Raw genomic sequence first — 14,142 nt, 5'->3', positions numbered from 1 at the left:
TGATCAAGCTTTTGTTTAATAGTGCGTTCTTTTTATCCTTGCAGTACTAATGAATATTTATGAGGTCCTGAATAAGTCATTAATTTAGTTCTGTTAGCAGTGTTTTTTCAATTATACTTACTCCAAACGTTTCTTTACATATTGTAGTAAACTCAGTTAACACATAGTCTGTTTGCAGCTGACTTGAAAACCGTTGTAAATTATAAGGCACTGCCAGCCAGTTTCCTTTTTTGATATTATTGTTATCTACTGCCTTTAAATTACCATTTAAAATATGTTGCATAGGGCATCCATTGTCATTTTTACTTAAAACAAAAAACAAGCGTGTAACAGCACTATTTACATCCGAAAATTGTTCTGCATTACCTCGATCAATTCTTTTATCAGAACTTGCGTCAAAATATCCCGTATCAGCTTGATGAACAATTTTGAAATTGTATTTGTCAACACCAATCTGTATCGCTCCTAGATTGAACTCGTACAGATACAAAGACAACCAATCCCAGGATAATTTATCTATACTTGCTCTATTACCGTTAGAAGCTGCATTACTAAATTTAGACCAACCGCTATTGAAAGTTACATTGTAGGTATTAGCTGTATACTTTACAATATCAAGTAATCGTTTTTGATATAGTGCTAAAAGTCGGTAAGCGTTTCTTACATCTTTTAATGCTTCGTTTATTTCTGACGTATTTAATTTGTCCATGAGCTTGAAAAATAATTTAAAGATTTTTGCTGTATTCTGGGTGCTTTTATAAATCGTTCTAACCATAGTGCAGTAGAGAACCCAAAGAGCTCAAAACACAATATCATGTCTCTTAGGATTTTTATAATAGCAATGTTGTTATTGGTGTGGTTGGTTGCTAATTCCATATCGTGAATAATGTTTTGTATGGTATTCAATATGCTATTCCAACTACACATATAAATATTTTGATTTATACCTTTTACCGAAATAATTTCCATTTCATGTGTGTGTAAACCTCCTAAAGCAATAAAAACTAATGGTTTTACATCCTCTGCGTATTCGTTATTATAGGCTTGAATTTCTTTTTCCCATTGATGCTGACTTTGTTGCTTTTTATCTTTCCTTTTGGCTTCGATAATAATATCTTGCTTAGCAGTACGAATGAAAACATCTGGTTGTACATGTGTTTTATTAGTTGTGTATTCTGGATCCCAATTGGGCCAAAACGTTATACTCTCTATTTGATGTAATTCTAAATCCTCTATACTATCAAACAAGGCTGCAGCAAATATATGATGCAACAACTCTTGTGGTAAATACATCAATCTTTCAAAAATTGACGATGTTAAAGCATCTTCATTGGCTTTAAAAATAGCACGATTTACTTTGTTATGTTTTATAGCGTAGATCATTTATGAAAACTATTAATTATTTACATTTAATAATGAATACTGGGATATGCATAATTTAAAATTTGTAGAGCAAGAGTTATGAATTAAGTGCAGATGTCTCTATCTGACAGATTATTTTTAGTCATTATTGTTTATTTATTTATTCAGATTCATAATTTCGCTAAGGTATTGAATAAAAAATCTTATGGAATGAGGGAAACCGTAAAGCATTAAGTTATTTAAGATAATTCCATAACGTTTGATTTGGATTGATTCAATTGGGGGTAAATAAACGATATTTTGTAGGATTTTACTATACCCACTTTTAGTGATATTTATAAACGATCTCTTTAAATAGGTAAATCTTAAATTATAGTAAATTGAACTGAGTTCATTAAGTCTTTAATATTAGAAAAGAGGGACTATGTCATGATGCCGGAAGGAGGGGTTCTACAACTGAAACCCCACTCAAGATAAATATTGACGGTATCTTAACTTTACTCTTATGAGCAAGCTTTTTCTATAATTTTAAAAACAAAAAACCCGAAACTTTCGTTTCGGGTATCCTTTGCGGAGAAAGAGGGATTATTTCATGATCCCAGAAGGGGAGACCTACAAATCAAACCTCCACTCAAAATAAATTTTGAGTTTGTTTTTTGTTTTTAAATTTATTCTCCAAAGCAAGCTTTTGTCATAATCTTAAAAACAAAAAACCCGAAACTTTCGTTTCGGGTTTCTTTCGCGGAGAAAGAGGGATTCGAACCCCCGGACCTGTTACAGTCAACAGTTTTCAAGACTGCCGCATTCGACCGCTCTGCCATTTCTCCAGTAACTCGCTATCAGTAGCTGATTGCGAGTGCAAATATAAGTTGCTTTTTTGGTTTTTGAAGTCTATTTCGATAAAAAAATGGGCTAAAATTTAAATTATTTTTTAATTGTTTCATTTCCTTGGATTTAGGAATTGAAATTTTTTAAATCCTTTAAAGTGTAAACACTAATAACTAACGTATTCAGTGATTTCTAAGCCATAACCTATCATTCCTACACGCTTTTCCTGTACGGTATTTGATACTAATCTTATTTTTGAAATATCAATATCGTGCAAAATTTGAGCACCAATTCCAAAATCCTTACTATCAATGATAATCTTAGGCGCTTTCATTTCGCCTTGGGCTTGTAACGCTTTGAGATCGGCAATACGGTTTAATAAATTCACAGACTGCATGTCCTGGTTAATGAAAATCACGGCACCTTTACCGTCTTCATTAATTTTTTTGAACATATCGTCCAACTGCTTGTCGGCATTATTTGTTAAAGTACCTAGCAAATCATTGTTCACCTGAGATGAGTTGATTCTAGTTAAAATAGCATCTCCTAAATTCCATGTTCCTTTAGTTAAAGCAATATGAATTTGTTTGTTAGTGGTTTGCTCGTAAGCTCTTAAGCGAAAAGTTCCAAAACGGGTTTGGATATCAAAATCATCTTTCTTAACGATCAAACTGTCGTGTTGCATTCTATATGCGACTAGCGCTTCAATAGACACCAATTTTAAATTAAACTTTTTAGCTACTGCTACTAGTTGAGGTAGACGTGCCATGGTACCGTCTTCATTCATGATTTCGACAATAACACCCGCCGATTTAAATCCGGCAAGTCTAGCGAAATCTATTGCAGCCTCAGTATGTCCAGTTCTTCTTAAAACGCCACCTTGTTTTGCAATCAATGGGAAGATGTGTCCTGGGCGTGCTAAATCGTGTGGTTTTGTAGCAGCATCTACTAAGGATAGAACTGTTTTGGCTCTATCAGCAGCAGAGATTCCTGTTGTTACCCCGTTTCCTCTTAAATCGACAGATACGGTAAAAGCCGTTTCCATTGGATCTGTATTATTACTCACCATTACATGCAGTCCTAATTCTTTGCAACGACTTTCAGTAAGTGGTGCGCATATCAGTCCGCGTCCATGAGTAGCCATGAAGTTGATCATCTCAGGGGTTACTTTTTCGGCTGCAGCCAAAAAATCTCCTTCATTTTCCCGATCTTCATCATCTACAACGATGATTATTTTTCCTTGACGGATGTCTTCAATTGCTTCTTCAATGGTGTTGAGTTGTATTGTATCTGTGAGCATGTTAAGCCTGTTTTTTGGATGGAAATAATTTTTTAAATATTTTTTGAAAGGGTGCTAAAATAACATCCATATTGATAAGCCCAATGTCATTGGTAGCTCTGTAAGTTAATAAAATAGCCAATGGCGTCAGTATAAAAGACGATAGCCAGGCTCCCATGAAAGGAGTGATACCATTTTCCTGCGCGATTCTTTTTCCAAAAGTATTGATAAAGTGAAAAGAGATAAAGATTAAAACGGCAAAGATAATGGGCAAACCTAATCCTCCTTTGCGAATAATGGCACCTAATGGAGCTCCAATAAAAAACATCATTAAACAGGCGTAAGCAATGACAAATTTGTCATAGAAGGCAAGTTGATGATTGTTGATATTCTTCTGTTTGCTTTCTAAATTGACCTTGGTAGCATCAATAGAGTAATTAGTGCTTACCATATTGCTACTGGCGATTTTTAAAACATCCGACTTTTGTTGGTTGGTATATTTTGCCAATAGATCTTTTGGGAATTTGTCGTTCTTAAGAAGTTTCTTTACAGGCTTCCCTGTACTTGGTAAAATGGGATTTGCTGGAATACCTGTTCGAAGATTTATATTTTCAGAGTAAGAAATAACCTCTGTCTTGTAGTTTTTATTTAAAGAATCAAGTGTGTAACTCAACTCGTTTATCGTTAACATCGTATTAGTGTTAGCGATATTATTTTCATCAACATCCACTTTGTTTAATTGCGATAAATCAATATTGATGGTGTATTTTTTAAACGAGCTTTTCGCGAAAGGTAGTTTTTTACGGTCTTCATATTTTTTAGGCACGATGTCTTCGTAGTAGTTTCCATTGTTTAAAATCAGTTGTAAAATGCTGGATTGCTCGCTACTAATCAGTTCGCCATCTTTGGCTTTTATTACGGTTTTGCTACCGTCACCGATGTTGGATTTTTTATGAATCGTAATTCCGGTTAAAATGTTTCCGTTCTCACCTGATTTTTTGTTGACCTTGATGTTGTAAAGGCCTACATCGCTAAATTGTCCTTCGGCTATAGCCAATGCAGGTTTTACTTGTGCTATGTTTTTCCTAAAGTTGATGAATTTAAACTCGGCATACGGAATCACATTATTGGCAAAAAAGAAAGCCACGATACTCAGTAGTACAATGGAAACCGTTAAGCTTCTCATTGCTCTTTGTAACGAAATTCCCGACGACTTCATAGCAGCAAATTCGTAATTTTCGGCTAGATTTCCAAAGGTCATTATCGACGCTAACAAGATGGATAGCGGAAGTACCAATGGAATTATTCGCGGCATTGAAAATAGTAGGAATTTTAGAATTAATAAGAAATCTAAATCTTTACCCGCTAACTCCGCAATGAATAACCAAACCGTTTGCAGTATGAATATAAAAAACAATATTACAAATACCGTAGTAAATGTAATCAAGAATGTTTTTAATAAGTATTTGTCAAGAATTTTCACCTAATAATTTAATCTAATTTATTGATGTAGTAATTTGGATATTTACTTTGTGCAAAGGTAAATTGATTTTTTGACAATGGCTGATTGGTTTTAAAAGAATTAACGGTTAAAGTCGTTTTTGTTCCTTTTTTACCCATTTCTATTAAGTTATAGATGTGTTTTGTTTGAACATCAATCCCTAATAAGATTTCTTTTCTCTGATCCTTTGGATTTGTTGGGACTAATTTGATGTATTGGATTTTTCTTCCTCTAATGTCTTGTAAGATATTCATCGAATATTTGTACCCGCTATTAAAGAAAGTCAACATTTTAGAAGGTGTGATCGCATTGTCATCATTTTCATTGACACTCGAGATCGTAATTTCTTCATCTTCAGGTACTATAGTATAGGTTTTCTTACCGTCATATATCTTAGTTATTCCCATGAAATTCAATACATATTGATTGTTTTTCATAGTCACATTTCCTTTACTGTCCTGATTGATATTTTCTTTAGCGTTATTCAAAGAATATTTAAAATCAATTACAATGTTGTTATAACTTCTAACTTTTGAAGTCACTTGATCTAAAAGCGCTTTTGCTTTTTTGTCTTGTGCTTGTATTGAAAAGCTAAAAAGAAGAATAAATGCAATTTGAATTAATTTTTTCATAGTGTTAATTATTTTGTTCATTGTTAAAAAATTGATCAAGAGAACTTAAGTCTAAGATGTTCACAGCTCGCGCCTTGCTACCTTCAAACGGACCTACAATTCCAGCTGCTTCTAGTTGGTCAATTAAACGACCGGCTCTATTGTAGCCCAATTTTAATTTTCTTTGTAACAATGATGCTGATCCTTGTTGTGCATTCACAATAATTTCAGCAGCTTCTCTAAACAAAGTGTCTCTTTCGGAGATATCCATATCAAGATTAATGCCACTTTCTTCTCCTGAGAATTCAGGAAGTAAATAAGCCGTTGCATACGCTTTTTGGGAACCAATGAAATCAGTGATTTTTTCCACTTCTGGTGTATCGATAAAGGCACATTGCACCCTTACCACATCATTTCCATTGGTGTACAACATATCACCACGACCAATTAATTGATCAGCACCCTGAGTGTCAAGAATGGTTCTAGAGTCAATTTTTGAGGTTACTCTAAAGGCAATCCTAGCAGGGAAGTTGGCTTTAATTAAACCGGTAATCACATTTACCGATGGTCTTTGTGTTGCAATAATCAAATGGATTCCAATAGCACGTGCTAATTGAGCCAAACGCGCAATAGGAACTTCTACCTCTTTACCAGCGGTCATAATCAAATCAGCAAACTCATCTACTACCAGTATGATATACGGTAAAAATCGGTGTCCATTTTCAGGATTTAATTTTCGAGCTTTAAATTTATCATTGTATTCCTTGATGTTACGAACCATGGCATCTTTTAATAAAGAGTAACGGTTGTCCATTTCCACACAAAGAGAATTTAGGGTATTTACTACTTTGGCATTGTCCGTAATGATCGCATCTTCGGTATCGGGAAGTTTAGCGAGGTAATGTCTTTCTATTTTATTGAATAGTGTAAGTTCTACTTTTTTAGGGTCAACCAAAACAAATTTTACTTCAGCAGGATGTTTTTTGTATAACAATGAAGTCAAGACCGCATTTAAACCTACTGATTTTCCTTGTCCAGTTGCACCCGCCATCAGTAAGTGAGGCATTTTAGCTAAATCGACAACAAATGTTTCGTTAGAAATTGTTTTTCCAAGCGCGATAGGCAATTCCATTTCGGCTTCTTGAAATTTGGCTGAGCCAATAACACTTTTCATAGAAACCATCGTAGGATTCTTATTGGGAACTTCAATACCTATAGTTCCTTTTCCAGGAATAGGAGCAATGATACGAATTCCTAAAGCCGAAAGAGATAAAGCGATATCATCTTCTAGATTTTTAATTTTCGAAATTCGGATTCCCGCTTCAGGAACAATTTCGTATAAAGTTACCGAGGGTCCAACGGTTGCTTTAATTTGGGCAATTTCTATTTTATAATTGCGAAGGGTATCGACAATTTTATTTTTATTTTCTTCTAATTCCGCCTGATTAATGGTGATTCCTCCAGTTGAATATTCCTTTAATAAATCAATAGTTGGGTATTTGTAATTAGATAAATCCAATGTAGGATCAAATAATCCAAAATCAGATACTAATCTAGAAGCTAAATTTTCCTCAATAATAGCTTCTTCAGGGGCTGTTTCAATGACAAAAGAATCTGATGCGTCTTCTAGCGTTTCAACAGGAACTGGATTAACAGTAAGTGGTTTTGCTAGCGGATCTAAGTTGATTTCTGATGATTTGGTAATTGTTGGTTTTAACGCCTCTTTGTCCACTTCAAACTGTGATGCTTTTGGTTTTAAAACAATGTTTTCTAAATCGTCATTATCTTCTGTGACTGCAAATTCCTCTAAATTATAGGCTCCTGCATTGTTACTAGCTGTGGCAGTGGCCAAATTAGTTTTAATCTCTTTTTTTGTGTTTTCGAAAAAAGACTGAATTTTTTCAGGTGATAATTTCAATTTAAAAATCACATAAACGATTAGTCCAAAAAGCAGGACAAGTAATGTTCCTGTTTTCCCAATGTAATCTTGTAAGAATAAATTAAGTTCATAGCCAATAACGCCACCAAGTTCTGGTAGGGAAGTGGCAAAAAAACCAAAGAGTACTGATAAAATGATGCTGACAAACAAGTCCCAAAACCAGATTGATTTTAATTTTTTGGCGGAAACGCCAACAATTAAGTAAATCCCTGAAAGCATGAATAAACGAACAAAAATAAAGGAAGCTAACCCAAAGCCTTTGTATACGATGATGTCAGCTAGGAACGCACCAAATTTTCCAGACCAGTTTTGAACGGTTTCAGTTCTGTCTGTTAATTCATTTACGGCGCTTTGATCTTCTTGTCCATGAATATAGAACGAGATGAAGGCCATCAATAAAACAATAGAAAATAAAATCAGCAAACTACCTAAAACAATCTTATGTTGTTTAGTGAGTTGCCACTTTTTACGATCCTTAAGTTTTGAATTGTCTTTTTTATCTGAAGGAGCTGCTTTTTTTGTTTTTGCCATTCGGGATTGAACTTATGCCTAAAAAATTCGAGGCATGTAGATGATTAAACCAATGATAATTGCTGTGATAGCTGCAAAAAATACAGCACCCGCAGCAATGTCTTTTATAAAACCTATTCTTTCGTGATAGTTGGGGTGAATGAAATCGGCTATTTTTTCAACAGCCGTATTTAATCCTTCAACACTCATTACTAAACCTATTGCTAGGACCTGGAAAAGCCATTCTGTACGGGTTATTTCAAAATAAAATCCGGCAATAGCCATGATTATTCCTAGAGAAAATTGCACCATTACACTGTGTTCAGTGGTAATTAGTTTGATAGCACCTTTAAAAGCATAGGTAACGCTTTTTAATCTTCCGCTAACGAAGGTATTGTCTTTTTGAAATTCCATTAATTGAATTTTATAGTACGGCTAACGCGGCATCGTAATTTGGTTCGTCTGCAATTTCATATACTTGCTCTGTGTGTAGAATAGTTCCATTTGCATCAGCAACAATAAGCACTCTAGAATGCAAACCAGCTAAAGGTCCGTCCAGCATTTCTAAACCATTACTTTTTCCAAATTCACCTGTATTGAAATCAGATAAGTTTATTACATTTTCTAATCCTTCTGCACCACAAAAACGTTTTTGAGCAAAAGGCAAATCTCTTGAGATACACAAAACTGCTGTGTTGTCTAGATTTGCTGCAGTTTCATTAAATTTTCTAACAGATGCAGCACACGTTCCAGTATCTACACTTGGAAAGATATTTAAAATTAAATTTTTACCAGCAAAACTACTAAGTGAAGCTACTGATAAATCATTTTGTATTAATTTGAAATCAGCAAGTTGAGAACCTACTTTTGGTAACTCACCTGAGGTATGTATTGGATTTCCGCCTAATGTAATTGCAGCCATTATTTAATTTTTTCGTTAAGGTTCAAAAGTATGAAAATTATTTAAGAATTAGGTTTTAAGCAATAAGATTTTAGCATATTTCCAAAGGCCTGTAAGCGAATGTGTTTTTAATTATGGGAGTATATAACCTAAAAAAAACGCACCCAGTTACAAGTACGTTTTTTAAAAATATAAAAAATAAGAGGCTCTTATTTGTCAATAGACCCCATCACTCTTTTCATAAAAGTATTTAATGCTTCTTTTTTATCAGTACCATTTTTAACCATTTTTTGTACTTCTAAAGCGCCATACATATTCGAAATTAGTTCTCCTATAACATCTAATTCTTCATCTTTCAAAGAAGGAATCTCTGTCATTGCTTCCAGAACTTCAATTGTTTCTATAACATAATCTTGGTCATTGTCTTCTATAAATTGTGTAAGATGTTTTATTACAGGTAATTTCATGTTTTTCTTTTTTGTTTAAAGTTTAAAGTTTTTTAAAAGTTTAAAGTTTTAACTCGTTTGGAAATTGTTATTGTGCTTAATAGTAAACAGCTTGACAAATCAGGAAGTGATAAAACTTAAACAAAAAACTTAAACAATTTCGTTTACTAATTCAATTAGCACTTCTTGTTTGTTCGTTTGTGTCTCGTTAACTAATTTACCATCAACAAAAGTGGCAAAAGTAGGTAAGTTACTCACATTAGCTAGTTTTCTAGATTCAGGAGAATTTTCAGCATCAACAAGAACAAAAGTGATTGCTTCATTTTCAGTAGCTAATTTTTTAAATTTTGGTTTCATAATGCGGCAATTACCACACCATGATGCTGAATATTGTACCACAACTTTGTTGTTTTGGTTTACTAGATCAGCTAAAGTATCTTCGTTTAAATCGATTAACATATATTATTTTTTAGGTTCAAAATTGCAGATAAGCAAAGTTGCATAGGTTTTTTAATGAGTCTCAAAGTTGCATAGTTACAAAGTCTCAAAGTTTTGAAACTTTGTAACTCAGCTAATCAAGAGCTATGCAACTTTGAGACTTTGTAATTCCTAAGAAATTAGTTTAAGCTTAAGTATTCAGCAGTACTTTTTCTGTCAGCACTCATTGCTTCTTTACCAGCTTCCCAGTTTGCAGGACAAACTTCTCCTTTTTCTTGGATGTGAGTATAGGCATCAACCATACGTAAATATTCATTTACATTACGACCTAATGGCATATCGTTTACACTTTCATGGAAGATTTTTCCAGTCTCATCAATTAGGTAAGTCGCTCTAAAAGTAACATTAGATCCTTCAATCATTACTGAATCAGTTTCTTCACTATATTCTGTAGAATCGATATCAAGGATACCTAATATGTTAGATAAGTTTCTATTAGTATCTGCAAGAATTGGGTAAGTAACACCTTCAATTCCACCATTATTTTTTGCTGTGTTTAACCAAGCAAAGTGTACTTCGTTAGTATCACAAGAAGCACCAATTACAATTGTATTTCTTTTTTCAAATTCAGGTAAAGCAGCTTGAAAAGCGTGTAATTCAGTTGGGCAAACAAAAGTAAAATCTTTTGGGTACCAAAACAAAAGTACTTTTTTGTTGTTTTTTGTTGCTTCTTCAAAGATGTTGATTTTTAAGTTATCACCCATTTCTGACATCGCGTCAACTGCAATACTTGGGAATTTTTTTCCTACTAATGACATAAATTTAATTTTTATTATTAATTTTTTTGATGGTGCAAAAGTAGGTAATAAGTACAGTTTTTTTTAATCAGTTTCGATTATATATTTTTATGTATTAATAAGTTTTAATTATAGTAAATAAAAATAAAACCATAACTAATAGATAGCTATGGTTTTACAGGATGTGTTTAGAAAAAAAGAAAAAGGGAACTAATTAATTTTTTTTATCAGAAACCAACTGTCTAATTTTGATATTAAAAGCAGCAAAGATTAAAGTCATAAACGGACTCAATATATTGAAAAATGCATACGGTAAATAGTCAAAAGTAGCCACACCTAAGGTACCTGATTGATAAGCACCGCAAGTGTTCCAAGGGATAAGTACCGAAGTCACCGTTCCTGAATCTTCCAATGTTCTACTCAAATTCTCTGGAGCTAAGCCTTTTTCTTTGTAAGCTTTTGCAAACATTTTACCGGGTACTACGATCGCTAAATATTGATCAGATGCAGTGATGTTTAACGCTAAACAACTTCCAACTGTTGAAGCAAAAAGACCGAAGGTAGTATGTGCTAATTTTAGTAAAGCTTGGCTAATTCTTGCCAAAGCGCCAATGGCATCCATAATGCCTCCAAAAACCATAGCACAAATAATCAACCAGATCGTTCCTAACATTTTTTGCATTCCGCCTGAGGTGAATAAATCAGCCAAGGTTTTATTATCTGTTGGTATCACCACTTTCCCTGTGATCGCATCCATAACGGACTTATAAGCTGATTTAAATGTCATAGTATCTACTCCTGCAATATTATTCAGTATATGTGGTTGAAAAATTATTGCAAAAACAGCGGCTAATAAAGTTCCAGCTAAAAGCGCAATTAACGGCTCGGTTTTTTTTATGATTAGGCCAATAACAATCGCAGGGACTAAAAATAACCAAGCTGAGATTGTGAAAGATGTCTCGATATCATGCAGTAAGCTTGCAATATTGACATCTCCTTTAATATCAACAGAAAGGCCTAAAATGATAAACAATACTAATGTGATTAAATACGTTGGTATCGTTGTCAAGGTCATGTACCTAATATGAGTAAATAAATCGGTTCCAGCCATAGCGGGAGCTAGATTTGTGGTATCCGACATGGGAGAAAGCTTGTCTCCAAAATAGGCCCCAGATATTACGGCTCCAGCCACCATGCCCAAATCAAAACCTAAGGCACCACCTACACCAATCAAAGCGATACCTACGGTGGCACTGGTTGTCCACGAACTACCTGTAGCAATAGAAATAATAGAACAGATGATTAAAGTTGCTGGTAAAAATATAGCCGGACTAAGGATTTGTAAACCATAGTAAATCATCGATGGGATAATACCACTTACTAACCAAGTTCCTGCCAAAGCACCTACCATTAGCAAAATTAAAATGGCTCCTACTGTAGCTTTTATATTTTCAGCCACCTCATCAATCATTTTTTGATAAGTAACTTTATTAAAAAATCCAACGATGGCAGCAACTGCAGCACCTAAAAGTAAAACAAATTGATTACTTCCGCTTAATGCTTCATCTCCATAAACATATACATTGTAGCCCAACATAATGATTAATGCAATCACGGGGATTAAGGCTTCAGTAATTGATAATTCTTTGTTTTTATTAATTTTTGTATCCATGCTATATCGTTTGAGATTGCAATATAGATAAAAAAGTAGCTATAAGCCTAAACTGATTTTTAACAGAGTAATGCCGTAGTGAACCTCTATATTTAATGAATCCCAATTAATAAAAGCTGTTCTGCTTTGGTTTAGTTATTGATTGTGAGCTCCTTTGACTATTTTAATACTCTCGTTTATTTTTTAGAATTGTACTGTTTTTCAAAAGAAAAGCAGCGACAATTTTTTAGAAAATAATTCTATAAACCATCTATATGTACTGGTAAAACTCCTTTGCACACTACATTGTTGACTAATTGATCAGCAGCATTTTCTTGAAAAGGCATAAAATCTTGATACACCTGAACAATTCCGTTTGCTAATTTTAAATTAGGAATTACTTGCAATGCATACGGGTTTCCAAAAACGTATAGCATACACTTTTTTGTTGCTAACAATCGCTGCAGTAATGATAAAACTTCAGGAGTAATATCAAAATTATTCATTGGTTTTGCTTTTGGCACAAATAAGGAGATAACCAAGGTGTCGAATGGAATAAGCTCTTCTTCTATTGTTGCTATTGTTAGTTTTTCTACAGTTTCAACAGCAAATGCTGGTGCTTGTAGTTTTTCATGCAGGGCATTGATAAAATGATTATCAGTTCCTTTGTGTAAACTAAGCAGGGCTAGTTTTGCTTTTTTGGATGCATCCAAAACAATTTCAGTGTTATTAGTGTCTTTAAGTAGCGTGATACTGTTTTGCGCAATTTTTCTATTTAAAATTGCTGCGGTTTCAAAATCTAATTCGGTTTCCTTTTCTGCTTCCAAATTAAACAAGCCCACTTTCTCCTTGCATTTCATTAGGCGGTTGTAACTGGCTTCAATGCGTTCTGGACTTCCATTTTTTAATATTTCTTGAATCCCTTCAGGAACATTTTCAGCAAAACATAAAACATCATTTCCAGCATTGAAGGCTTCCCATTCTAACTGCCCTTTTTTTGTATATAAATTAGAAACACTGTGCATATTCAAAGCATCCGAAATAACCAGTCCATTATAGTTTAATTGCTTTCGCAAAAGTGTTTCTATAATAGGTTTTGATAAAGTTGCCGAAGTATCTTTGCCATCATTTAATGCAGGAACTGCCAAATGGCCAATCATAATCGAATCTACATCATTGTCAATTCCTTTAATGAACGGGTATAGCTCATTGGCTAACAATTCCTCTAAATTTTCTTTTAAAATAGGTAAGCCTAAGTGAGAATCTACATTAGTGTTTCCGTGTCCTGGAAAGTGCTTCAAACATCCTAAAACACCTACATCATTCATCCCGCATAAATATTCTAAAGCAAAATGCGCAACTTTCTCTTTGTTTTCTCCAAAAGAACGGTAACCTATAACAGGATTATTAGGATTATTGTTGATGTCCGCTAGTGGTGCTAAGTTGTAATGAATGCCAGCCGACTTTAAATCCAGCCCGATTTGTTTTCCTACTTCATACACTAAATGCGACTCGCTTTCAGGCAAAGCGCCCAAGGTAATTGCATAGGGGTATTGTGGTGTTTTTTCAACACGCATGGCCAGTCCCCATTCGGCATCAATACTCATTAATAGAGGAGTAGTAGCACATTTTTGATAGCGCTGTATTAGTTCTTTTAAACGCGCATAGCTATCATCATTTAAAACAATTTTTTTCTTAGTTTCATAATTAGTTGCAGCACTAGCTCTACTATGAAAAAAAGTCAAACCACCAATGTTGTACTTTTGAATAAGTTGTTCTGTGGCATGTATATTTTCTTCGCTATCATTGATAAAAACTGCTGGAAAAAAGAATTGTCCTATTTTTTGCTCTACTGTCATATTCATTTATTTAACCACCA

General features: G+C 33.9%; 13 protein-coding genes and 1 tRNA gene. All 14 read right to left on the bottom strand.

Features of this window, described 5'->3' with window-relative positions:
- Window positions 1-79: 79 nt before the first annotated feature.
- Window positions 80-709, bottom strand: coding sequence for a hypothetical protein (locus ACEN2K_RS03920; protein WP_441758015.1), 630 nt, complete (start codon window positions 707-709; stop codon window positions 80-82).
- Window positions 697-1,383, bottom strand: a complete 687-nt coding sequence (locus tag ACEN2K_RS03915; RefSeq protein WP_441758014.1) for a hypothetical protein — start codon at window positions 1,381-1,383, stop codon at window positions 697-699. The genes ACEN2K_RS03920 and ACEN2K_RS03915 overlap by 13 nt, the downstream gene beginning before the upstream one ends.
- A gap of 721 nt (window positions 1,384-2,104) precedes the next feature.
- Window positions 2,105-2,189, bottom strand: a tRNA-Ser gene (locus tag ACEN2K_RS03910).
- Between the two features lie 167 nt (window positions 2,190-2,356).
- A complete protein-coding gene (gene ribB / locus ACEN2K_RS03905) occupies window positions 2,357-3,490 on the bottom strand; it encodes a 3,4-dihydroxy-2-butanone-4-phosphate synthase (protein ID WP_441758013.1) in 1,134 nt (377 codons plus the stop codon).
- Between the two features lies 1 nt (window position 3,491).
- Complete coding sequence (locus ACEN2K_RS03900; protein WP_441758012.1) at window positions 3,492-4,952, bottom strand: LptF/LptG family permease; 1,461 nt, start codon at window positions 4,950-4,952, stop codon at window positions 3,492-3,494.
- Window positions 4,953-4,960: 8 nt separating this feature from the next.
- Window positions 4,961-5,602 (bottom strand): LolA family protein, encoded by a 642-nt coding sequence (locus ACEN2K_RS03895; protein WP_441758011.1) that lies wholly within the window; start codon window positions 5,600-5,602, stop codon window positions 4,961-4,963.
- Window positions 5,603-5,606: 4 nt separating this feature from the next.
- Window positions 5,607-8,051, bottom strand: coding sequence for a DNA translocase FtsK (locus tag ACEN2K_RS03890; RefSeq protein ID WP_441758010.1), 2,445 nt, complete (start codon window positions 8,049-8,051; stop codon window positions 5,607-5,609).
- Window positions 8,052-8,069: 18 nt separating this feature from the next.
- A complete protein-coding gene (locus ACEN2K_RS03885; RefSeq protein WP_441758009.1) occupies window positions 8,070-8,444 on the bottom strand; it encodes a diacylglycerol kinase family protein in 375 nt (124 codons plus the stop codon).
- A 10-nt stretch (window positions 8,445-8,454) separates the two neighbouring features.
- Window positions 8,455-8,952 carry a thiol peroxidase gene (gene tpx, locus ACEN2K_RS03880; protein ID WP_441758008.1) on the bottom strand — a complete coding sequence of 166 codons (498 nt, stop codon included), beginning with the start codon at window positions 8,950-8,952 and terminating at the stop codon, window positions 8,455-8,457.
- 188 nt (window positions 8,953-9,140) lie between these two features.
- Complete coding sequence (locus tag ACEN2K_RS03875) at window positions 9,141-9,398, bottom strand: DUF6952 family protein (protein ID WP_441758007.1); 258 nt, start codon at window positions 9,396-9,398, stop codon at window positions 9,141-9,143.
- Between the two features lie 129 nt (window positions 9,399-9,527).
- Window positions 9,528-9,836 carry a thioredoxin family protein gene (locus ACEN2K_RS03870; protein ID WP_441758006.1) on the bottom strand — a complete coding sequence of 103 codons (309 nt, stop codon included), beginning with the start codon at window positions 9,834-9,836 and terminating at the stop codon, window positions 9,528-9,530.
- Between the two features lie 158 nt (window positions 9,837-9,994).
- Window positions 9,995-10,633 carry a peroxiredoxin gene (locus ACEN2K_RS03865; protein WP_441758005.1) on the bottom strand — a complete coding sequence of 213 codons (639 nt, stop codon included), beginning with the start codon at window positions 10,631-10,633 and terminating at the stop codon, window positions 9,995-9,997.
- Window positions 10,634-10,826: 193 nt separating this feature from the next.
- Entirely contained in the window at window positions 10,827-12,284 is a 1,458-nt protein-coding gene (nhaC, locus tag ACEN2K_RS03860; protein ID WP_441758004.1) for a Na+/H+ antiporter NhaC, read from the bottom strand.
- A gap of 239 nt (window positions 12,285-12,523) precedes the next feature.
- Entirely contained in the window at window positions 12,524-14,122 is a 1,599-nt protein-coding gene (locus ACEN2K_RS03855; protein ID WP_441758003.1) for a glycoside hydrolase family 3 protein, read from the bottom strand.
- Window positions 14,123-14,142: the final 20 nt, after the last annotated feature.

The sequence above is a fragment of the Flavobacterium sp. W21_SRS_FM3 genome (assembly GCF_052113625.1).
GTDB lineage: Bacteria > Bacteroidota > Bacteroidia > Flavobacteriales > Flavobacteriaceae > Flavobacterium.
Note: the sequence above shows the minus strand (reverse complement) of the source record. Positions and strands in the feature narration are given on the sequence as shown.

Coding starts and splice junctions, on each gene's coding strand:
- ACEN2K_RS03920 (WP_441758015.1), bottom strand. CDS start 709: ATGGACAAATTAAATACGTCAGAAATAAACGAAGCATTAAAAGATGTA.
- ACEN2K_RS03915 (WP_441758014.1), bottom strand. CDS start 1,383: ATGATCTACGCTATAAAACATAACAAAGTAAATCGTGCTATTTTTAAA.
- ribB (WP_441758013.1), bottom strand. CDS start 3,490: ATGCTCACAGATACAATACAACTCAACACCATTGAAGAAGCAATTGAA.
- ACEN2K_RS03895 (WP_441758011.1), bottom strand. CDS start 5,602: ATGAAAAAATTAATTCAAATTGCATTTATTCTTCTTTTTAGCTTTTCA.
- ACEN2K_RS03890 (WP_441758010.1), bottom strand. CDS start 8,051: ATGGCAAAAACAAAAAAAGCAGCTCCTTCAGATAAAAAAGACAATTCA.
- ACEN2K_RS03885 (WP_441758009.1), bottom strand. CDS start 8,444: ATGGAATTTCAAAAAGACAATACCTTCGTTAGCGGAAGATTAAAAAGC.
- tpx (WP_441758008.1), bottom strand. CDS start 8,952: ATGGCTGCAATTACATTAGGCGGAAATCCAATACATACCTCAGGTGAG.
- ACEN2K_RS03875 (WP_441758007.1), bottom strand. CDS start 9,398: ATGAAATTACCTGTAATAAAACATCTTACACAATTTATAGAAGACAAT.
- ACEN2K_RS03870 (WP_441758006.1), bottom strand. CDS start 9,836: ATGTTAATCGATTTAAACGAAGATACTTTAGCTGATCTAGTAAACCAA.
- ACEN2K_RS03865 (WP_441758005.1), bottom strand. CDS start 10,633: ATGTCATTAGTAGGAAAAAAATTCCCAAGTATTGCAGTTGACGCGATG.
- nhaC (WP_441758004.1), bottom strand. CDS start 12,284: ATGGATACAAAAATTAATAAAAACAAAGAATTATCAATTACTGAAGCC.
- ACEN2K_RS03855 (WP_441758003.1), bottom strand. CDS start 14,122: ATGACAGTAGAGCAAAAAATAGGACAATTCTTTTTTCCAGCAGTTTTT.